Below are 21,503 nucleotides of genomic sequence, written 5' to 3' on the forward strand. Positions count from 1 at the left end.
ATCAAAAAACGCTCTAGCCGAGGCTAGAGCGTTTTTTATGCAGATAATCTGGCCTCTCTTCTTCTCTTCCGGGCATACTGAACACGAGAAAGAGTGAAGATCGTTAAGGCCAGCCATATAAACAGAAAAGAAATGAGATGGACGAAAGAAAACGTTTCTTTATACACCCATATCCCAAGAATCAATGTAAGAGTAGGAGCGATATATTGTAAAAATCCTACCATGTAAAGTGGAATTTGCTGAGCTCCTTTGGAGAAAAACATCAATGGAATCGCCGTGGCTGCTCCTGCTCCGATGAGTAGCAGGTCCGTCCCTACTGAAACTTTAAAGAGTGAAGGTGTACCGCTTAGAAATAAGTAAAGAATGTAGATGAGTGACAAAGGGGCAATGGTCATGGTTTCTAGAGTTAATCCGATGGCAGAGTCCACTTGGATAAGCTTTTTGGCTAATCCATATAATCCAAAGGAAAAGGCCAGACCGATGGCGATCCAAGGAAATTGTCCATACGAAAAGGTTAAGATGAGTACTCCAACCGACGCTAAGATAAAGGATACGATTTGGGCTTTAGACAGGGTTTCCTTTAATATAAACACTCCTAATAATACACTCACAAGAGGGTTTATATAATACCCTAAGCTAGCTTCTACCATTTGATTGGTGTTGACCGCCCATATATAGATAAACCAGTTTGTACTGACTAATAGGGACGCAAGTAATAACCCAAGCAGCTGCTTCTTTTTCGTAAGAGATGTTTTTAAATATAGATGAAAGTCCTTCCACCTCTTTGTTACAAACAAAAACATAAGCATGAACCAAAAAGACCAAAAAATTCGATTGGCTAGAATTTCATCAGCAGGTACATGGTTTAAAAATTTCCAATAAATAGGAAGAATTCCCCAAAGGAAATAAGAAAAAGCCGTATAGATGATTCCCGCTTGTTCCGTTTGTTTCAAAATAAAAACACCCCCAAAACTATTTCTATATCCGAAATAACTTCATTATATCGGTGAACGGTTTAGGGGGCAATCTTTATTTATTTTTTTTGGTAAACTATTGTTTCATCTACTACTGTCATAGAAACTAATTTTGTAAGTAATTGATCTACATCAATCGTAAAAGGATCGCTTTCTAAAACAGTAAAGTCTGCCGTGAATCCTTCCTGAATCATTCCTCTATCCTGTTCATGATGACAGGCATAGGCACTCCCTTTTGTGAACAAGGAAACAGCCTCATACATGGAAAGTGATTGCTCAGGGCGGTAGGATTCTTTGTTAGGATCTAAAGGATTCGTCCTTGTAACCGCAGCATGTATTCCTAGTAGAGGATTAATCGGTTCAATTGGTGCATCAGATCCACCAGCACATGGTATCCCTTCCTGGAGTAGTGTCTTCCAGGCATAGTTATATTCCATATTGGCTTCTCCCAACCGATCGACCACCCATGGAAAATCAGATGCTACAAATCTTGGCTGAATATCTAAGATTAATGGCAAACCTTTTATTTGATCAATAAGCTCTTTTCTTAAAATTTGAGCATGAATGAAACGGTCTCGTCGTTTTTCATTTGAGGGGTATTGAAGGACCGCTTTCAATACATTTTCAAAAGCCTGGTCTCCAATGGTATGAACTGCAATCGGTAAATCATATTTCCTTGCCTTTTCAACCAGTTCTAATAGCTTCTCGTTGGAGTGAATGCTGACACCATGAGTGCTGGGGTCGTCAGCATATGGATAACTTAATAAAGCGGTTCTCCCACCTAAAGCTCCATCAGCAAAAATTTTCATAGCACCGAATTCAATAAATTCATTCCCACTTAAGAAATGATGCCCTTCATCCTTCCAATCCTCAATCACTTCATGATGAACGAGAAGATGAGCTCGGAATTTTTTTCGCTCTTCTCCAATGGTCTGCTTGAAAGCATTAAAGGTTTTATTAAAGTTGCCATAGTAACTTAAGTCCTCTGTATGACCACCTACTAAACCGTTTTGCCAGCAGCTTTCTATCCCTTTTCCTAATGCTTCCTCCAAGTAAGATGATGAAATATTCGGTAAAGCTTCGATCATAAGATCCTGGGCCTTATCTTTGAGTAAACCGTTTAAAGACCCCTTCGCATCCTTCTCGATTAAGCCTCCCGCAGGGTTTTCTGTATGCTCGTCAATTCCAGCTTCTTCTAGTGCCAGTGAATTCACAACCATAGCATGTCTACAAATTCGCTTCAGGAGGACTGGATGATTTGGAACCGCGTTGTCTAACTCTTCCTTCGTCAGCACAGCAGCATCTTCCCAAAGGTTTTCATTCCATCCTTCACCAATTACCCACTGTCCTTCTTTAAGCTGAGAGGCTTTCTCCTTTACTGCTTGTAACACATCTTTTTTACTTGTCATATTTGAAAGATCTAACCTCATTAACGTTTCACCATGACCTATTAAGTGCATATGACTATCAACGAAGCCTGGAAACATTACCTGTTGATGAAGATCAATACTTTTTTCAATGGATTCTTTCCATTTATCTTCTAATTCTTTTGTTGTTCCTAACGCTTTTATAAAACCATTTTCAGTAAATACAGCTTCTACCACATGACCCTCATCTTGCATCGTATAGATTCTACCGTTCTTCCATAAAGTACCCATCTGGAAAGCTTCCTTTCTTCATAAAAGTCTGTTTCAAATGTACCATAATATAGGAGGACTCGGAAAGAAAAAAGCCGAGATGGGTGAGATGTTGTCAAATTTTGTCGGAAAATAGGTAGCTCGCAAATATATTTGAAATTTCACTCGATAAAATGAAAGTTTCGCAAATAAAATGAAGATTTCACTCGATATATTCAGGATTTCGCAAATAAAAAAAGAGAGAACCAATGATTTGGCTCTCTCCTTCCATTTAATGTTTCATTGAACTCATTTCTTTTTGTCTCAATTCAATTCTTCTAATTTTTCCTGAGGTTGTTTTCGGTAATTCTTCTACAAACTCAATTTTTCTAGGATATTTATATGGTGCCGTCAACTCTTTTACGTGCTGTTGAAGCTGAGGGATTAATTCAGGATCGTCCTGATCAACATCCTCTCTTAATACAACAAACGCCTTCACGATTAAACCTCTTACTTCGTCTGGACTGCCGACAACGGCACATTCTTTCACATAGGAATGTTTCACGAGAGCATCTTCTACTTCGAAGGGTCCAATCGTATAACCGGAGCTGATAATGATATCGTCTCCTCTTCCTTCAAACCAGAAATATCCATCCTCATCCTTTTTCGCTTTGTCACCGGTAATGTAGTAATCTCCTCTAAATTGCATAGCGGTTCTCTCTGGATCCTTGTAATAATTTTTAAAGAGGGCCGGTGTTTCAACATGAACAGCAATATCACCAACTTCTCCTACCTCACATGGATGTCCTTCTTCATTAATGATATCGACTCGATTACCTGGTGTTGGTCTTCCCATTGATCCTGGCTTTAGTTCCATCCCCTTCATGATCCCTACCAGCAATGTGTTTTCTGTTTGCCCGTATCCATCCCGTACTTCTACATTGAAATGTCTTTTGAAGGCATCAATGACTTCTCGGTTTAAAGGCTCACCGGCAGAGACAGCACTATGTAGATGATCAAGCTTGTATGATGCTAGGTTATCCACTTTGGCCATTAATCGATATTCAGTTGGTGTACAGCATAGCACGTTGACCTCATTATCTTGAAGCATTTGAAGATAGGTATTTGGTTCAAATTTCCCTTGATAGACAAGGCCCGTTGCTCCAGAACCAAGAACGGAAAGAAAAGGGCTCCAAATCCACTTTTGCCAGCCTGGACCTGCTGTAGCCCATACGGTATCTCCCTCTTCAATTGCCAACCATTTTTTGGCGGCTGTGCGTAAATGTGCAAATGCCCAGCCATGTGTATGTACAACTCCCTTAGGGTTTCCAGTTGTCCCGGACGTATAGGATAGGAACGCCATATCATCTCTTGTCGTATTAGCAAATGAAAGTTGATCGCTTGCTTTTTTCATTTCATCATCAAGAGCAATCCATCCCTCTTGCTTATCACCAACGACGAATTTTTGTAGCTTATCCATTCCTCTTACATTTTCAAATTGTTGTATAAATGGAGAGTAGGCCACAATCCCTTTTACATCTCCATGATCGATTCTATACTCAAGATCCTTTGCCCGAAGCATTTCTGAACTGGGAATCACGATAAGTCCTGATTTTAATGCAGCAAGATAGACTGCATAGGCTTCGATCAATCTAGGTACCATTACGAGGATGACATCCCCTTGTTGAAGATTAGAATTTAAGAAAACGTTTCCAATTTTATTCGCATTTTTCATTAACTCTTTATACGTAATCTCTTTCTTCGCACCGTCTTCATTTTCCCATTTGATTGCAAGCTTGTCTTCATTACCTGTAAATCGTTCTACCTCTTCGACAAGATTATACTTTTCAGGTGCAATTAGTTCTTCTCTCAACATTTGAACTCCCCCTTGTATGTACTTACATTTTCCATTATACAAAATTATTGAAATATTTTAAATTATTCATTTTCTAATGGGAGAAATGAACTATTTTTTGTTCAGACAAAGGAGGAGAAGAACATAAATAAAAGGAGCGAGATTCCTCGCTCCTTGTAGCCATTTTATTAAATTATTTTGAGTATCCGCCACCGATTTGTTGTTCAGCCATTTGAACTAAACGCTTAGTGATTTCACCACCAACAGAACCGTTAGCACGTGCAGTTGCATCTGGACCAAGTTGAACACCGAATTCTGAAGCGATTTCGTATTTCATTTGGTCGATTGCTTGTTGAGCTCCTGGAGCTACTAATTGGTTTGAACTTTGGTTTGCCATGTGTATTCACCTCCTTGTGAGTATAGAATGTGCGAAAACACATGGCTTCATGCAGGGAAATCACATGGTAAATGTTCCTAAATTTTAAAGTAAATCATCAAAACTTTCATCTAGCTGAGAACTGGTAGCACCATCGATTGTAATGATTTCAGTTTCCTCTACCGCTTCCTTTATAAGGCTTTCAAAGTCAACAAAACTTTCGTAATATTGAACCTTCTCTTTTTTAGGTCGAGTTTTTGGTGCTGGTGGTGTAAAGATCGTGCAGCAATCTTCGTACGGTAGAATGGAAATATCATGTGTATCGATTTTCTGTGCAATATCAATAATTTCTAACTTGTCCATTGCAATAAGTGGACGAAGGACCGGAGTATTTGTTACATCGTTAATCGCTAGCATACTCTCTAATGTCTGACTTGCCACTTGACCAAGACTTTCTCCTGTCACTAAAGCCAGTCCTTCATGCTTCTGACGAATGGCGTCGGCAATTAAGAGCATCATTCGTCTTGTTGATGTCATAGTATAGTTCTCAGGAACCTGGTCATGGATCGTTTGCTGTATCTTGGTAAAAGGAACGATATGCAGGTTTACCTTTCCACTAAAAGCAGAGAGCTTCTTTGAGAGGTCAATGACCTTTTGCTTTGCACGTTCACTTGTAAAAGGTGGGCTGTGGAAATGGACCGCCTCCACTTCAACACCCCTTTTCATCGTCAGGTATCCGGCAACCGGGCTGTCAATTCCACCTGAAAGCATGAGCATAGCTTTTCCACTAGTTCCTACTGGCATACCAGTTGAACCAGGATAAATTTCAGATGAAAGATACACTCCTTCTTTTCGAACTTCTACATTCAATTTGATATCTGGATTTTTCACATCCACGGTTAAGCCTTCAACATTTTTTAAAATAAATGATCCTACTTCGTAATTCAGTTCATTTGTATCATATGGGAAATGCTTATCGGCACGACGAGCAGACACCTTAAAGGTTTTCCCTTCTTGAAAGCTCTTTTGCACAAGTGATAATCCTGCCTCACAAATTTCCTCTAAATTTCTTTCAACCTTTACAACAGGACTAAAGGATTGAATACCGAATATCTTCTCTAGCCTTGGAATCACAGCTTCCGCGTTTTCGTCACCCAACAATATATGTAATCGGTCACGGCTTGCAGAAACGGATATAGTTGGAAAATCCTTTAATGCTTCAATAATGTTTTCTCGTAACTTGGACGTGAATTTTTTTCGATTTCTTCCTTTGGTTGAAATTTCACCATATCTAACTAAAATTCGATTATATTTCATCGTGATCTCCTCATTGTTTTCTGTAATTGTATGATTTCTTTTTTCAAAAGATCTATAAATTCTTCAGCTTCATTCATTGTATTTTGAAAGGACAAACTGATTCTGATGGAGCTATTTGCGATTTTCTCTGATACACCCATGGATAAGAGAGTACGGCTTGGTTTACTTTGTTTAGAAGAACATGCACTCGTTGTCGATACATATACATGATGGCGATCCAATGCGTGAATCAACACCTCTGCTTTAAATTGTTCGATTGAAAAATTCACTATATGAGGAGCGCTATGGTCAAAAGGTGTATGCACAGTGACATTTTCTATTTTCATTAGCTCTTCTCTTAAAAATTGTTGAATCTCTTTCAAAGCAGACAACTGATGTAGACTTTCTTCCGAATGAATCCTCAAGGCTTTTGCAAATGAAACGATTCCACCTGTATTTTCTGTACCGCTTCTAAGGTTACCTTCCTGTTCGCCCCCTGTAAATAGAGGAGAGAGTTCAAGTCCGTCCCTCACAAATAAGATGCCTGTTCCTTTGATTCCATGAATTTTGTGAGCAGAAATGCTGCATAAATCAATATGGTCGTTTGAGAGTGCCATTGGAACTTTTCCACATGCTTGAACAGCATCCACGTGGAAGAGTATTTTAGGGTACTGGTTTAGAATCGAACCAATTTCCTCAATAGGTTGAATCGTTCCTATTTCATTGTTCACATGCATCACAGAGACCAGAATAGTGTCTTTCTGGATGGCTCCCTTTACATCACAGGGTTGAACTCTCCCACTTGAATCAACGTCAAGGTAGGTAACGGAGTAGCCGAGAGATTCTAACTGTTTACAGGTATTAATGACAGAGGGATGCTCAACCTTCGTTGTAATAATATGTTTTCCTCTATGACCATATTGCATGGCCGCACCTTTTATCGCTATGTTGTTTGACTCTGTACCTCCAGAAGTAAAATAGACTTCTTTTGGTTTTATTTTTAACAGTGAAGCCACTTGCTGTCTGGATTGCTGTACTAATTTTTCAACCTGCCCACCAAAGGAGTGAATGGATGAAGGATTTGCATAAAAGCTTTCATTCACTTTAATAAATGTATCTAACACTTCTTTGTATGGCTTTGTCGTTGCACTATTATCAAAATAGATCAATTTGAACACCTTCTTTAGTTGTTTCCAATCATTAATCTTAACACATATCTCTCAAATTCCTACATGAAAGTAAAATGGAATCACAAAAAATTATTTAAATCATAATATTTCTTTCTAATAACGAATATAGAAATTTGTTGATTTTACGAAAAAAACATTGATAATTAACAGAATCTTTGCGAGAATCATAAAAGAACAAATTCAATATTAATTATTTAAATATACTAAATTGTAAGACTATTTTGTTATTCGACAATTTTCAACATTCTTATGATAAGATAGTTTTGCCTTATGTAAACGATTACAAACGGAGGGGTATATATGAATGAAAAAACGCTGTCATTTGGTGGAGTTTTAACGATAGGTCTAATGCTTTTTGCCTTGTTTCTTGGAGCAGGCAATATGATTTTTCCACCATTTTTGGGTCAACAAGCCGGTGAGCATGTGTGGACTGGAATTATCGGATTTCTCATTACCGGTGTTGGCCTTCCATTATTAGGCGTCATCGCCATTGCTCGTTCAGGTGGAGACTTACAAACTCTTGCAAATAGAGTGCACCCATTGTATGGTTTGATTTTTACAATTGTTATGTACTTAGCGATTGGACCATTTTTTGGAATTCCTCGAACAGGAACTGTAGCGTACGAAATTGGCGTAATACCATTCTTGCCAGAAGGTGCGGCGAAGTACGGATTATCCCTATTGATTTATTCTATCATCTTTTTTGGTATAACTGCTTGGCTTGCAATGAATCCATCTAAGCTTGTCGATCGAATCGGAAAGGTTTTAACACCTTCTTTAATCGTTATACTAACAATCCTGGTCGTTAAGAGTATCATTACTCCTATGGGTGAACCTGGTGCCCCAAACCCGGCTTATCAGGATGGTGCTTTATTCAAAGGATTTATTGAAGGCTATCTGACAATGGATACGATTGCCGCATTAGTATTCGGAATTGTTGTAATAAACTCTATTAAGGAACGTGGGATAACGAGCAAAAAAAGCTTAACTCGAATTACCATTAGTGCAGGAGTCATAGCTGCCATTGGATTGGCTCTTGTATATTTATCCTTAAGCTATATTGGAGCGACTAGTACTGATTCGATTGGTACACAAGCAAATGGTGGAGCAATCCTTTCTGCCGCTGCCGGTCATTTATTTGGTTCGTTAGGTGCCATCATTTTAGGCTTAGCCATTACCTTTGCCTGTATTACTACGTCTGTCGGTCTGGTATCTGCATGTTCACAGTATTTTTCTAAAATACTTCCTGTTTCTTATCCAAAGCTGGTTCTAATTATATCTGCTTTTAGTATGATCATTGCAAACATCGGATTAACACAATTGATTGCAGTATCTTTACCTGTTTTAATTTTCATTTACCCATTAGCGATTGTATTGATCTTACTATCCTTTATGCACAATTGGTTTAATGGTTATAACCTGGTATATATTGGTGCGTTACTTCCAACAGGATTGATCAGTTTGATTGATGGATTTAAAACCGCTGGAGTAGATGTGAGTGGAATTGCTCAAACATTAAGCTTCCTTCCTTTTTACACAGAAGGAATTGGCTGGATTGTACCTGCTATAGTTGGTGCCATCATTGGATTTATTATTGCACTGGCAGCAGGACAATCAAAACGAATGATTGAAGCTTAGTCATTTTATTTTTAAACATCTATGAGAGTCTCTCATAGATGTTTTCTTTTTAGCTGGCTGTTTTCATAAACTTTGTTGCTTTTTAAAAAGCGAGTAGTGGTTTATTGCAGCGAAGGGTGCTCGCTTTCCGCGGGGAATGAGTCGAGCACCTTCCGCTCCAATCAACTTTTTTTAGCATGAGTTTCTTGCTAGAGACTTATATAAATACCATCTACGTTTAAAACACATGTAGTAGTGAATTTAACTTGTATTATCGAAAGAAAGCTTCTTTCGATTTTTTTTTGTCACAATTAAGCTCAGTCAGACAAAACACTATTAGATGATGAGGGGAACTGCGTAGACTCCTGCGGAAAAACGAGCGTGCCGAGACCCCGGAAGCGAAGCTGAGTAGGCTCGGCTGAACGTCCACCTCAACATCCAGCACACACTTGTTGACAGAGACTTGGCCAATCATGTGTATTCAACAATCTTTGCGAAAAGAGCTTTTTAGCTCTATCATAAAAAAAGACCGATTGAGAAAATAATCTCAATCGGTCTTTTTATTTGTAATCCATTCTAGTAATACATCAATGCTTACTTTGTCTTCTGTAAGAAAATGTTCAACATCATTTTTTGTAAGTCCCTGGGTGGAGAAATCTTTATCCTTAGTATGAGCATCCAGCTTAGAGTCCGAGTCCACCTCATCCTGTCTATTCTCTCGAGAATGTTCATGAATCTCAATGTCTTGTGAATAGGTGGGCGTGTCACCTGGGAGAAGTAACAGAGCGATAACGGATATCCAAATAATAGAGGATACAATCCCTATTACCCAAATAGCAATTTTCTCCATTAATTTTCCTCTGAATTGATCATTTTCTCAATTCTTTTAAGAGCACCTGGCTCAACTTTTTCGATTGTCGTAGCAGCTTCTTCTAGTGCCTTCCTATAATCATATTGACGGAAAGCTTCTTCAGCAGATTCCAGACCGTCTCTTACTGAGCTATAGCGACTTCGATATCGATTACCGTATTGAATGATTTTCTCAGAAAGAATGACGTTTTCGATTAAATCCTCTGTCTTATGGAAGAAATGATTGACTGTATCTTCTGCTCCGAGTAATGTTTCTTGAATGAACTTCATGTTAAGGGGCTTCTCTGTTAGAGCTGCATTTACTTGTTCCAACTTTCTATGAACTTCTTCAAGAAGATCTTTGTAGTCAGCTGGAAGCCCTGGTACATTGCTCTTAGAAATCATTCGACTAGCCTCGGCAACCTTTTTCCTAAGATCATGAATTTTTTCACGAGTTGTTAATTCATCTTTTCTTAGATTTTGAAGGTACAAATTAAAATCACTTTGCTCTTGATTCAGTTCCTCAAGTAACGTTCGAATCTCTTTTAATTCTTCACTTAAATGAGAGTATGCTGTTTCATTATTTTCTACTTTAATCATGATTTGTTCATGGCGCTTAGAAAGTTGAATGATTCTCTTCTCAATTTCTCTTGGTGTTTTCAGATCGGCTTCATTTAAATGATACCCTTGCTGAACAATATTCACTTCAGATTTAATGCTTTCATTTTCTTCTTTTGTCTTAATCAAACCTTCTGTCGTTTGGTCTTTATATTGCAAGACAAAATGCTTTGCGTGCACTTCTTTTTCTAATAAATCATAAAGTGTTTCTACTTTCACTTTAAGATCTTGAATACCTTCTTCTACCTCTTCCACTTGAAGATCCTCGAGGTTTTGGTTAAATGTAGACAGGGAGCTCTTCAAAGAGCTGAGTTTCTTCTCCACTTCAATGTGATCAAGCTTGTACCCCTGGTCTTTCATTTCATAAAATCCCGTTTCTAGCTCTGACAATTGTGATGGTAATAAGGAATCACAATCAGATAATAGTCTCGGAACCGTCTCCATTTTATAGGATATTGTTTTCACCTCTTCAGCCAGGCCTAAAACAATCTCTCGTGCATCTAAGTAATTCCCTTGCTCCGTCAATTCATTAAATTGATTAATTTCCAATGCAAGTTTATCTAGAGTGGCTTCAATTTTTTTAGCCGATTGTCCATATGTATGGCGATAAGCAAGCAATTGTTTTTTACTATTTCGATGACTTTCTTGAAGAGATTCAATTTCTTCCCGATTCTTCTCTTCGCTGCCAACCAATGTATTTAATTCCTCGAGGATACTCTCAATTTTCTCCTCCGTTTGCTTAAGGACTTCCTCTATACGGGATAATGTCTGCTTCGTTTTGCTATAACGAAATTTATCTGTATACTCTTCCGCATCAAATAATAATTCTTCTACCTCAGGAAGCTGTACAGCAACAATTTCATCCCATCCTTGTCTCCAAGTTTCAAACAACTCCTCAGTCTGACCGGTCATGTTCAGTTGCTTCACTTTAGAGAGTTCTTCTGAAACGGGTCGATTCATAATATCAATCTTCCAAGCTTCATATCGATCAATTTCCGTGTAATATTTTTTTCTAGATATAAATCCAATAAGGAATATTATTAGGATTAGTCCAATTCCAGCGATGACGTATTGCATCATAAGCCCCCTGTTCAACTATTCAGTAGACATTTATATATATCAAATTGAATGTTTCATTAATAATTTGTCATTGCTATAATAATACCATGTTAGCGACAATTTTTGACTAATAATTTCTAATTTTTCAGAGACAAATCATTATTTATTAATAAATTCAAGAAAAAATAGATAATTTCCTATTAAAAACGGAAATTTTCAATAAATATATGAGGAAGTGATTCCCATGATCAAAGTGGATGGTCATATCCACACCCCTTTTTGTCCACATGGAAGTAATGATTCTTTTGAACTATATGTTGAAAAGGCTCTTAGTCATGATTACACACAGATCACTTTTACTGAGCATGCTCCTCTTCCACCAGGTTTTAAGGATACAACTCCTGATCAGGACAGTGGAATGAAGGAGAAAAAGCTCTTAGAATACTTTGACACAATCAAAGATCTAAAAGAAAAATATAAAGGTGAAATTACAATTCTTGCAGGTTTAGAAGTTGATTATATTGAGAGCTTTGAAAAGGAGACAACTGCTTTTCTCAATAAATACGGACCTTTACTGGATGACAGTATTCTTTCTGTTCACTTTTTAGTTCATGAAGGAAAATGGGATTGCTTAGATTTTAGTCCAGAGGTGTTCCATTCAATGGTAGAGTACTATGGTTCTGTCGATCATGTTTATCAACGTTATTATGAAACGGTCTTACATTCGATTAAAGCAGATTTAGGAGTATTTAAACCGAAGCGAATTGGTCATATGACTTTGGCACGAAAGTTTCAAAAACTTTATCCACCTTCAAATCCCTTTAAGGAAGAAATTGAAGGTATTCTAAAGGAAGTAGCTTCAAGAAATTATGAGCTTGATTATAATGGTGCTGGATTCGTAAAACCCTATTGTGGGGAATCATATCCACCATTGGATGTCATTCAAAAAGCCCGTTCTCTAAATATAAAGACAGTCTATGGCTCTGATGCTCACCAATCGGCTGGAATTGACCAGGGCAGAAAACGTATGAATATTTAATAGTGTATAAATTCAACAATAAACTTTTCCAAAAAAAATTGACTCCACTTTGAGTCAATTTTTTTGCTAAACGATAAGTTCTTTTTTTATAGGATCACGTGATTCGGATACTAGAAGTAAATCAATCCATTGATCAAGATTTTGATAATACTGATCAATGAAATAATGCTCCTGTGGAAACATCTGCCATACTTCTCGTATGTGCTGGCTGTTTAGAAAGGGCATGGTCAACATGGACTTTAATTGAATGACGAGAAAGCTGGCCGGCTGTTTCTTGAAGGAATGCTCTATCATGCCATGTTCAAATAATCGTTTCAAATAATATCGTTCCTTCATTAAATAAGAAGAAATAATTTCACGAACTACCTGTGAATCAATCGATACTTCTCTCCAAATGAATCTGGATAATTGATGATTTTCACTTTGAAATTTTAATATTTTGTATACAGCTCTTTTTAAGCAAACATCTGCCGAAATGTAGTTTAGCGATTCCACTTCTTCTTCAAGGAATCGTAAATACGGTTCAAAAAAATGGGTGAAGCACGCTTCTAATAATCCTTGCTTCCCTTTAAAATAGTAAGAAATGGTCGAAGGATTTGCATTCGCTTTTTTGGCTATGTCTCGAACCGAAGTTCCATCATACCCGTGGTCATAAAATAAATAGACAGCTGCTTGAAAAATGGCTTCTTTCGTTGGAATAGAGGACTCAATTCTTTTCATATTTTCCCTCTTTTCTATTTTAATGGCCGCTATGTCTTCAACATAGAGAAGATAAAAAGTCTACTTTGTTGAAGATTGCTTTGAAATATGCTAAAAATGGTTCAATAGATATCTTCTTTTAAGTGTATCTAATCATTGAATTCGTGTTTTTAGAGGAATTCCCTCTAAGTATTTCTCGACAGTTTTTCTTATTAAAAGGGATAAGGTAGAGGATTTCACAAGAAAATAGACTAAAAATGTAGAATCGGGGGAATTGTTGATGTTTAACGCCGAAAATTATCAGGGAACAAAAGAAAAGAATTTTGATCTAGTAACGAAACAATTAAAAGCCTTACTGGACGGAGAACCAAATCAAATAGCAAATCTTAGTAACGCATCCGCTCTTTTAGGTCAATTTCTGGACCGTATTAATTGGGTAGGATTCTATTTATATGAAGAAGAGAGCAATCAATTGGTATTAGGACCCTTCCAAGGACTACCTGCTTGTGTCAGAATCCCTTTAGGCCGAGGCGTATGCGGAACCTCTGCCAGCGAAAGAAAAACCCTTGTGATTGAAGATGTACATCAATTCCCAGGACATATTGCCTGTGACGCTGCTTCTCAATCAGAAATTGTTATCCCTTTAGTAAAGGATGATAAATTGATTGGTGTATTAGATATCGACAGCCCTGAAAAGTCTCGTTTTGATCAAGAAGACCAAAAATATTTGGAAGCATTTGCGAACGAGCTTTTACTTCATTTATAAAAAGTTCTTTTTACATGGATGCTTGCCTTGCCGAGTATCCATTTTGATTACCATGAAATCAGGATTCATTCGTCTATATAAGTAAATGCACCCTTATTTCTACTTGATTTTGAATGAAAACGATGAAACTGTTCGATTTTCTGCTTAGATGTTAGTTAAAACGAATTTCATGTGGACCTTTTTTTGCTCCACACTTTCGTCTATCACTCTCATTATCATTTGATGAGACGGTTTTGGGAATTTATAAGCCAGAATTCTGATTTATAAGCCTTTGCCCAAAAATAGAAATCAGCCATTCTTTTATTAATATTTTGATTGATCTCATTATTACCAAAACAGCGTAATAATCAGAAAAAAGGGAAGGACCGTCGATTCGGTTCCTTCCCTTTTCTATTCACTTCATTTCTGAAACGGTTGTTAATCCGTGGGAACAAGCTTTATTTAACGCTTGTTCTAAGTCCTTCCAAATATCCTCTGGTGCCTCTAATCCAACAGATAGTCTTAAGAGATTATCATCAATTCCCATCTTCATTCTGTATTCTTCAGGGACAACCGCATGGGTCATTGTTGCCGGATGCTGAATCAATGTCTCTGCATCCCCTAAGCTAACTGCGATTTTAATCATTTGTAAATCGTCCATAACCTTTTGTGCTTCTTCTTTAGAGCCTTTGATCGTGAAGGAAATCATCCCTCCTGCTTTTTTCATTTGCTTTTTCATAATAGCATGCTGAGGATGATTAGAATGTCCAGGATAGATGACCTTTTCTATTGCAGGGTGTTTGACGAGCAAATCAGCAATTTTTTCTGCACTTTCACAATGACGATCCATCCGCACTGCTAATGTTTTTAATCCCCTTAATAATAACCACGCATCAAACGGGGATATAATACCCCCAATATCTTTTTGGGTTGTCATTCGGATTTCTGACATTTTTTCTTGAGTACCCACTACAACTCCTGCAATGACGTCACCATGACCTCCAATGTATTTTGTTGCACTATGAATCACAATATCACAACCTAATTCTAGTGGCCTCTGTAAATACGGAGAACAAAAGGTATTATCTACTACAACAGGTATACCTTTTTCATGAGCAACCTTTACCACAACCTCTAAATCTATTAATTGCATCGTGGGATTAATCGGAGTCTCTACATAAATGCAGCTCGTATTTTCATGAATCCTTGAGCGAATTTCATCTTCAGTGCTCATTGAGGAGAAATCATGTGTGATAGCAAATTTTTCTTCCAATAACTGTAGCAATCCAAAGGTACAGCCATATACCCCTTGTGAACAAAGAATATGATCTCCTGTTTTTGTTAATGAGAATAATACAGCAGATACTGCTGCCATTCCCGAACCGAATCCAAGTGCCCCTTCCCCTCCTTCTAAGGAAGCCATTCGTTGTTCAAGAATGGAAACTGTTGGATTACCTAATCTAGAATATATATATCCTGCTTCTTCTCCAGCAAATCGATGCTCTCCCTGCTTTGCATTTGCAAAGGTATAAGTGGATGTTTGGTATAATGGTGGTGCTAAACTATCAAAATGTTGAGTCGATTCGTACCCCTCATGTATGACCCTAGTTTCGAAACGTTTTTCATCTTTCATCCCATATTCCTCCCAGTAGTCCCCGTATGTTTATAACATTCTTCTATTCTAGAATATGATAATTCAAGAAAAAAAGAAAGCGTTTACATTAAAGTGATAAAGGAAAATATTGTTTATATCATCATTGCAATAAAAAGCAGTAACCTTGTGTTCTCAAGGCTACCGCTCGGATTTCCTGAAGCTTATATTTATCTCTACTCTATCACAATTGTTTTATCGCAATCTTCCACCACTTGATTTTTACCGTTATTCTTTGCTAGATACAGGGCCTCATCTGCTCTTTTTACTAATTCTTTAACAGATTTCGGACACTTTTCTTCATCTTTTCTCCAAGTGGAGACACCACAAGACAGAGTCACTCTTGGCTGGGTCTCAGCAGATGTTTGTTCTATGATCCCTTGTGCAATTTCCACTCCCTTTTCCTGAGGAAGAGATGGGAAATAGACCGCTATTTCTTCCCCACCCCACCGAGCAACGAGACCATGTGGATCGACCATTTTCTTTATCAGGTTTGCCACTTGAATAATAACTTCATCCCCGACTTGATGACCATAGTTATCGTTGATCGCCTTGAAATCATCAATATCAATGAGTAGTAATACTCCTTGATCGTCTTTCTTCATTGAGGTATCCATCGTTTCGTCTAAGTAATGACGGGCAAATAATTTTGTCATATGGTCTGTAATAACCAAGTGCTCTAACTTCTCTCGTAAGGTTGCGTTTGTAATGGCTAGAGTTGAATGGTGAATAAAGGATTGCAATAACTTGTACATATCAAAGGAAAACATGTACGGATCTTCATGAAGGACGATGCAAAAACCGAGTAATGAATTATTTTGCACCATCGGAACAGCCATTAATGAAGCAAATTTCTCTCCACCTACTACCCGGTCACTTGCATCCCCAAGGAAAATGGAATCTCTTTCTTTTTCGATACGTTCTTTCACATATGTAATGTATTTGTTTCCTTCATTTGTAAAGAATAATGATGAGCTTTCCTCCAAGACAATCGTTTTTCCTTTTTCAAATAACACAAATCCAATTGCAGAGGCATGAAATGAACGTTTTACTTGATTTTTCAAAAAAGTTAACGTTTCAGTTAATCTCAAATTTAAATTTAATTTATGTGAGGTTTCATTAATAAGCTGTAGATCTGTTATCAGTCTCTTTGATTGTTCATAAAGTTTGGCATTTTCTAATGCGCTCCCAGCCGTGTAGGCCAGTAGCCGTATAAATTCAATTTTTTGTTCTGTAAAGGTTGAATTAGAATTTGAGTTCGAGTTCACTTCTAAAACACCATAAATACCTTGCTTCCCTTTTAGAGGTGCATATAAAATACACTCCTGTTCGACCTCGATGCTTCCATTGACAAATGATTGCATGGCAAAAGGATTTGCATTTTCAAAATCAAAATTCTTAATTGGAAGATCTCCAAAATCATAGTGGTCATTTGAAAGTAATAAATGATAATCGTCATTCGGAAAGACTTGTTTCAAGGTTTCGATAATTTGAATTAAAAGGGTTTTTACATCTCTTGTAGAGTGAAAGATTTCAGTTACCTTGAATAATTCTCTGTATCGCCGCTCGTCTTCAAGTACCGTTTGGATTCCTTCAGTATGATGTAAGAATTGATTACTTACTTTCCAAAAGCTTTGAAGGTCTTTTTCGTTTAAAGTCTCCTTCAGATTTTTCTTATTTAATAGAAGAAGTGCAAAAGGAGTGCCATCTTCCTTTGGAAAACGTAAACCTATGTTATAGGACTCGTCTAGTTCTATTTCATTGTAGAAGAACATTTTTTGAGGATGGAAACTTTCCTTTAAGCTACTTTCCGAAAGTAACGGCTGAGCTTCTCTTGTTGTTTTTGGCTGAAAAAGATAGTACGAGGAATCATGAAAGAGATATAAAAAAGCACTTTCTACCTTTAAGCATACTTTTACAATCTCAAGCCACTTATGTAAATAAAGGTTATGATGTTGTTCAATTGACATTTCTTCATAAATTAAGTCAAATAATTTAGATTTATACGTATCTAATGAATTATTAACATACATTTCTCTCACCCACACCTAAAAGGTTTGTGACCTAGTATTTTCATTTATTCAGATTTAGCAATGACGACACTTTCTTCAAATAAAACAAGCCATAAAGAATGATCAACTGCCAAAGGATATATGGAAATGGGTTCCTCTTTCTTTCCTTCTGGTAAATCAAGATGAATCAGACCACTCTCTTTAGTGTCAATTCCCACTGACTGTTTGCTTTTATTGTAATGAAACGATTGGGCATTTGAATATGTACTTTTAGGAGCTTTTTTCAATTCTTCAAGCACCTCTAAAGATTCAGAGAATAATATCCATTGGTTATGATCTAATTGAACTAAAATGCCTCTCTCGTGAAGCATTAGGTTTTTTACGTTTTTTTTCAACGTCACACTGTGCCGGACTTTAAAGAAATAATCATGTCCTTTGTCAATTTCATATATAATCAATACGGATTGTTCTTGAACTGTTTTACCTATCGCTACTAAGGGATTAGCTCCGGACTCTAAAGGAGTCAGTACTTGAGCCTGTATTTTTGGTGCATTCTCACTCGTTTTCACTTGCTTTGAAGTGGATGAAAAACCAATCCATACAACTAATACACACATTCCAATAAGCAGCAATCGAATGGATTTTTCTCTTGTTGTTTCTTTCAAGAACATTCACCTTTTTTAAAGTATTTTCCATATCCATTATATCATAATGGATGACTTATGGACTATTTTGTTTATCTTTCGTTTTTCTTTTGATCAGTTGTAATAGATTAGTGAATACTTTCGATTCATCCCTTGACTTATACATCCATACATCATATAATGTTCTTTGTGTAAAATAATGCGGCTTCAGTGAAATCCTTTATGATCGTATTTTGTTCCTCTATTGAGGTGTATCTTGTAACTCTCGGCTGCTAGGGCGAAGGTACATGAAAACAAAATGCACATAATTGCTATTCACAGGTGTTTTTATTTTACAACAAAATAAAAACAATAAAGGAGGAGTCATTCATGGCTCGTTATACTGGTCCAAGCTGGAAATTATCCCGCCGTCTAGGAATCTCTCTTAGCGGAACAGGTAAAGAATTAGAAAAGCGTCCTTACGCTCCTGGACAACATGGTCCAAACCAACGCAAAAAGATTTCTGAGTACGGTTTACAATTACAAGAGAAGCAAAAGCTTCGTCATATGTATGGAGTGACTGAGCGTCAATTCCGTAACTTATTTGATCAAGCAGGTAAACTTCAAGGTAAGCACGGTGAAAACTTCATGGCCCTTCTTGAGTGCCGTTTAGATAACGTTGTTTATCGTTTAGGTTTAGCTCGTACTCGTCGTCAAGCTCGTCAACTTGTTAACCACGGTCACGTAATGGTTAATGGATCTCGTGTAGATATCCCATCTTTCCGCGTACTACCTGGTCAAACAATTGGTGTTCGTGAAAAATCTCGTAATCTTGACATCATCAAAGAAGCAATCGAAGTGAACAGCTATGTTCCTGAATTTGTAACTTTTGATGCTGACAAATTAGAAGGTACTTTCACTCGCATCCCTGAGCGTTCTGAATTACCAGCTGAAATCAATGAAGCTCTTATCGTTGAGTTCTACTCTCGTTAATCTTTGTAAAAAAAAGACACTGTCCATTTTATGGGCAGTGTTTTTTTGTGGTTTTAGAGGGTTTCACAACTGACAAAATGCTAAAAAGTACATAGAAAGACCTCTAATAATAAGTAGTATTCCTTTGTCTTTACTTTGTTTTAAATAATTCTTTCATTTCTTCTGGTACTACTTTTACATTAACAATTTTATATTCATCTTCATTTTCTAGCTTAGGTTTGAACTCTACGAATAGCATTTCTCCGTTGTCGAATGTAAGTAGTTCAAAGTTTTTAAAGTTTGCACCAGCAGTCGATATTTCTCCGATTTGTTGAAATGTCTCTTTTGATATAGTGTCCTCAGTCCCCTCACTAAATAAAGACTGAAAAGCACTATAATTTTGATTATCAATCTGATACTTCATTAATTGAGTTACATTAGAAGGAGTATCTGGTTGAATCACTTTTTCATTACTGCAACCTACAAGTATAAATACAAAAATCAAAGCAATCATTCGTTTCTTCAAAATGTACGCCCCTTTAATTTCACATAAATACACAGTAATTTTACCAGAATATTCAGATTAAACAAACATCTCTAAAATTTTTAGAAATCACCTAAACTAAAAAGCACGGTATCCGCCCCCTTGGAAGGAAACGGATACCGTGCTGATATTTTTTATTATATTATACGTACTGAATTCTAAAGTATTTCTTCTTTCCACGTCGAATGATTGTAAATTGTCCCTCAATCATATCTTTCTCGTTAAGCACATGCTGGAGATCCGTTACGCGTTCTCCGTTAATGTAAATGGCTCCATTTCCAATGTCCTCACGGGCTTGACGTTTTGATGGTGAAATTTTTGCATTTACAAGTAAATCGATTAATCCGATCGCATCTCCTTTTGGCTGTTCGAAAGAAGGAACATCTTTAAATCCTTCTAGAATTTCAGAAGCAGATAGTGACTTGATTTCACCGCTGAATAAAGCTTGCGTAATGCGGATGGCTTGATCTAGTGCTTCTTCACCATGAATGAGCTTTGTCATTTCTTCAGCTAAAGCTTTTTGTGCTTTACGAAGATGAGGTTCCGTTTCAACTGACTGAGCCAAAGCCTCAATTTCCTCATGAGTAAGGAATGTAAAGTACTTTAAGTATTTAATTACATCTACATCAGCTGCATTAATCCAAAATTGGTAGAACTCGTAAGGGGACGTTTTCTTCGGATCTAACCAAACAGCGCCACTCTCGGTTTTACCAAATTTACTTCCATCTGCTTTTGTCACTAATGGAATTGTGAATCCAAATGCTTTTGTCTCTTCTTCATGAGTTCTTCTAATCAATTCAAGGCCTGTGGTAATATTCCCCCACTGATCACTGCCACCAATTTGCAGCTTACAATTGTAATGATCGTACAAATGATTAAAGTCCAGTGCTTGAAGAATCGTGTACGTAAACTCGGTAAATGAAATACCACTTTCTAATCGAGAAGCAATGGTGTCTTTAGCAAGCATGTAATTAACACCAACATGCTTACCGAAATCACGAAGGAATGTCACAACATCCATAGACCCGATCCAATCATAATTATTAACCAAGATAGCGCCATTTTCACCTTCAAAGTCAAAGATGCTCTTTAATTGAATTTTGATACTATCGACATTATGTTGAATAGCTTCTAGAGTTTGAAGTTTTCTTTCTTCATTTTTACCGCTAGGATCTCCAATTAATCCAGTAGCTCCCCCTACTAATACAAGTGGACGATGTCCTTTGTTTTGAAAGCGTCGCAGTGTCAAGAAAGGTAATAAATGACCAATATGCATGCTGTCCGCAGTTGGGTCAATTCCACAGTAAATTGAAATACTTTCATTATTTAATACGTCCTTTAACCCATCTGCATCCGTTTGTTGATAGGTTATTCCACGCCATTCTAAATCTTTTAATAAATCCATACCATTTTCCTCCTTTTTTAATAACGAAAGTAGTATAGCGTTTTTCTATTCTTTAAATAGACAACAAAAAAGTCCCTGCATAAATGCAGGGACGCTGTCGCGCGGTACCACCCAAATTAAGGAATAAACATCCTTCACTCATAAACATAACGGTTTTCACCGTTTACTGCTACTAGTCATCGTTCACAGTAAAAGCTCCAGGATGTAATTCATCTACTTTTTGTGTCAGTTTACAGCAACCACTGACTCTCTAAGTAACAGGGAAAGCAGACTACTTATTCCTCTCATTGCGTTTCGTATTTAATTTAAATATAAATTAGCTATATAAGGTTTTTATCATATTCCATATTAATAGTCAATAAA

The 21,503-nt window shown here is 37.1% G+C and carries 18 protein-coding genes and 1 other annotated feature; of the genes, 4 read left to right on the forward strand and 14 right to left on the reverse strand.

The window, feature by feature from the left end:
- Positions 1-35 precede the first annotated feature (35 nt).
- The 6 genes from rarD to IQI_RS10810 form a co-directional block, all read right to left on the reverse strand.
- On the reverse strand, positions 36-953 hold the full coding sequence (rarD, locus tag IQI_RS10785; RefSeq protein WP_064092641.1) for an EamA family transporter RarD: 918 nt from the start codon (positions 951-953) through the stop codon (positions 36-38).
- An 80-nt stretch (positions 954-1,033) separates the two neighbouring features.
- Entirely contained in the window at positions 1,034-2,632 is a 1,599-nt protein-coding gene (locus IQI_RS10790) for an amidohydrolase (RefSeq protein WP_064092642.1), read from the reverse strand.
- A gap of 250 nt (positions 2,633-2,882) precedes the next feature.
- Positions 2,883-4,466 (reverse strand): acyl-CoA synthetase MbcS, encoded by a 1,584-nt coding sequence (gene mbcS, locus IQI_RS10795; protein WP_064092643.1) that lies wholly within the window; start codon positions 4,464-4,466, stop codon positions 2,883-2,885.
- A 172-nt stretch (positions 4,467-4,638) separates the two neighbouring features.
- Positions 4,639-4,842: an alpha/beta-type small acid-soluble spore protein gene (locus tag IQI_RS10800; RefSeq protein ID WP_064092644.1), complete on the reverse strand. Its 204-nt coding sequence runs from the start codon at positions 4,840-4,842 to the stop codon at positions 4,639-4,641.
- Between the two features lie 84 nt (positions 4,843-4,926).
- On the reverse strand, positions 4,927-6,138 hold the full coding sequence (thiI, locus tag IQI_RS10805) for a tRNA uracil 4-sulfurtransferase ThiI (RefSeq protein ID WP_064092645.1): 1,212 nt from the start codon (positions 6,136-6,138) through the stop codon (positions 4,927-4,929).
- Positions 6,135-7,286, reverse strand: a complete 1,152-nt coding sequence (locus tag IQI_RS10810) for a cysteine desulfurase family protein (RefSeq protein WP_064092646.1) — start codon at positions 7,284-7,286, stop codon at positions 6,135-6,137. Before IQI_RS10810 ends, thiI begins: the two co-directional genes overlap by 4 nt.
- A gap of 321 nt (positions 7,287-7,607) precedes the next feature.
- On the opposite strand from IQI_RS10810, the gene brnQ reads away from it, so the two are divergent.
- A complete protein-coding gene (gene brnQ, locus IQI_RS10815) occupies positions 7,608-8,945 on the forward strand; it encodes a branched-chain amino acid transport system II carrier protein (RefSeq protein WP_064092647.1) in 1,338 nt (445 codons plus the stop codon).
- 526 nt (positions 8,946-9,471) lie between these two features.
- Here the strand turns inward: brnQ and IQI_RS10820 are convergent.
- On the reverse strand, positions 9,472-9,774 hold the full coding sequence (locus IQI_RS10820) for a hypothetical protein (protein ID WP_064092648.1): 303 nt from the start codon (positions 9,772-9,774) through the stop codon (positions 9,472-9,474).
- Positions 9,774-11,468, reverse strand: coding sequence for a septation ring formation regulator EzrA (gene ezrA / locus IQI_RS10825; protein ID WP_064092649.1), 1,695 nt, complete (start codon positions 11,466-11,468; stop codon positions 9,774-9,776). The genes IQI_RS10820 and ezrA overlap by 1 nt, the downstream gene beginning before the upstream one ends.
- A 226-nt stretch (positions 11,469-11,694) precedes the next feature.
- Between ezrA and hisJ the strand changes: the two genes are divergently transcribed.
- Complete coding sequence (gene hisJ, locus IQI_RS10830; protein ID WP_064092650.1) at positions 11,695-12,489, forward strand: histidinol-phosphatase HisJ; 795 nt, start codon at positions 11,695-11,697, stop codon at positions 12,487-12,489.
- A gap of 66 nt (positions 12,490-12,555) precedes the next feature.
- Here hisJ and refZ read toward each other — a convergent pair whose 3' ends face one another.
- Positions 12,556-13,209, reverse strand: coding sequence for a forespore capture DNA-binding protein RefZ (refZ, locus tag IQI_RS10835; RefSeq protein WP_064092651.1), 654 nt, complete (start codon positions 13,207-13,209; stop codon positions 12,556-12,558).
- A 259-nt stretch (positions 13,210-13,468) separates the two neighbouring features.
- On the opposite strand from refZ, the gene IQI_RS10840 reads away from it, so the two are divergent.
- Entirely contained in the window at positions 13,469-13,954 is a 486-nt protein-coding gene (locus IQI_RS10840) for a GAF domain-containing protein (RefSeq protein ID WP_064092652.1), read from the forward strand.
- A 394-nt stretch (positions 13,955-14,348) separates the two neighbouring features.
- Here the strand turns inward: IQI_RS10840 and megL are convergent, their stop codons facing one another.
- The 3 genes from megL to IQI_RS10855 all read right to left on the reverse strand — a co-directional run bounded on the left by megL (position 14,349) and on the right by IQI_RS10855 (position 18,261).
- Complete coding sequence (megL, locus tag IQI_RS10845; RefSeq protein WP_064092653.1) at positions 14,349-15,566, reverse strand: methionine gamma-lyase; 1,218 nt, start codon at positions 15,564-15,566, stop codon at positions 14,349-14,351.
- Positions 15,567-15,760: 194 nt separating this feature from the next.
- On the reverse strand, positions 15,761-17,617 hold the full coding sequence (locus IQI_RS10850) for a sensor domain-containing diguanylate cyclase (RefSeq protein WP_064092654.1): 1,857 nt from the start codon (positions 17,615-17,617) through the stop codon (positions 15,761-15,763).
- A gap of 44 nt (positions 17,618-17,661) precedes the next feature.
- On the reverse strand, positions 17,662-18,261 hold the full coding sequence (locus tag IQI_RS10855) for a hypothetical protein (RefSeq protein ID WP_064092655.1): 600 nt from the start codon (positions 18,259-18,261) through the stop codon (positions 17,662-17,664).
- 348 nt (positions 18,262-18,609) lie between these two features.
- On the opposite strand from IQI_RS10855, the gene rpsD reads away from it, so the two are divergent.
- Positions 18,610-19,212 (forward strand): 30S ribosomal protein S4, encoded by a 603-nt coding sequence (gene rpsD, locus IQI_RS10860; protein ID WP_064092656.1) that lies wholly within the window; start codon positions 18,610-18,612, stop codon positions 19,210-19,212.
- Between the two features lie 130 nt (positions 19,213-19,342).
- Here the strand turns inward: rpsD and IQI_RS10865 are convergent, their stop codons facing one another.
- Entirely contained in the window at positions 19,343-19,717 is a 375-nt protein-coding gene (locus tag IQI_RS10865; RefSeq protein WP_064092657.1) for a putative periplasmic lipoprotein, read from the reverse strand.
- A 160-nt stretch (positions 19,718-19,877) separates the two neighbouring features.
- Positions 19,878-21,140: a tyrosine--tRNA ligase gene (gene tyrS, locus IQI_RS10870; protein WP_064092658.1), complete on the reverse strand. Its 1,263-nt coding sequence runs from the start codon at positions 21,138-21,140 to the stop codon at positions 19,878-19,880.
- A gap of 84 nt (positions 21,141-21,224) precedes the next feature.
- Positions 21,225-21,437: a binding site (T-box leader), on the reverse strand.
- Positions 21,438-21,503: the final 66 nt, after the last annotated feature.

Origin of the sequence: Rossellomorea aquimaris TF-12, assembly GCF_001648555.1 — a bacterium.
In the GTDB taxonomy this organism is placed as follows: Bacteria; Bacillota; Bacilli; order Bacillales; family Bacillaceae_B; genus Rossellomorea; species Rossellomorea aquimaris.

Coding starts and splice junctions, on each gene's coding strand:
- mbcS (WP_064092643.1), bottom strand. CDS start 4,466: ATGTTGAGAGAAGAACTAATTGCACCTGAAAAGTATAATCTTGTCGAA.
- thiI (WP_064092645.1), bottom strand. CDS start 6,138: ATGAAATATAATCGAATTTTAGTTAGATATGGTGAAATTTCAACCAAA.
- IQI_RS10820 (WP_064092648.1), bottom strand. CDS start 9,774: ATGGAGAAAATTGCTATTTGGGTAATAGGGATTGTATCCTCTATTATT.
- IQI_RS10790 (WP_064092642.1), bottom strand. CDS start 2,632: ATGGGTACTTTATGGAAGAACGGTAGAATCTATACGATGCAAGATGAG.
- IQI_RS10840 (WP_064092652.1), top strand. CDS start 13,469: ATGTTTAACGCCGAAAATTATCAGGGAACAAAAGAAAAGAATTTTGAT.
- ezrA (WP_064092649.1), bottom strand. CDS start 11,468: ATGCAATACGTCATCGCTGGAATTGGACTAATCCTAATAATATTCCTT.
- tyrS (WP_064092658.1), bottom strand. CDS start 21,140: ATGGATTTATTAAAAGATTTAGAATGGCGTGGAATAACCTATCAACAA.
- IQI_RS10850 (WP_064092654.1), bottom strand. CDS start 17,617: ATGTATGTTAATAATTCATTAGATACGTATAAATCTAAATTATTTGAC.
- rpsD (WP_064092656.1), top strand. CDS start 18,610: ATGGCTCGTTATACTGGTCCAAGCTGGAAATTATCCCGCCGTCTAGGA.
- megL (WP_064092653.1), bottom strand. CDS start 15,566: ATGAAAGATGAAAAACGTTTCGAAACTAGGGTCATACATGAGGGGTAC.
- hisJ (WP_064092650.1), top strand. CDS start 11,695: ATGATCAAAGTGGATGGTCATATCCACACCCCTTTTTGTCCACATGGA.
- refZ (WP_064092651.1), bottom strand. CDS start 13,209: ATGAAAAGAATTGAGTCCTCTATTCCAACGAAAGAAGCCATTTTTCAA.
- IQI_RS10800 (WP_064092644.1), bottom strand. CDS start 4,842: ATGGCAAACCAAAGTTCAAACCAATTAGTAGCTCCAGGAGCTCAACAA.
- brnQ (WP_064092647.1), top strand. CDS start 7,608: ATGAATGAAAAAACGCTGTCATTTGGTGGAGTTTTAACGATAGGTCTA.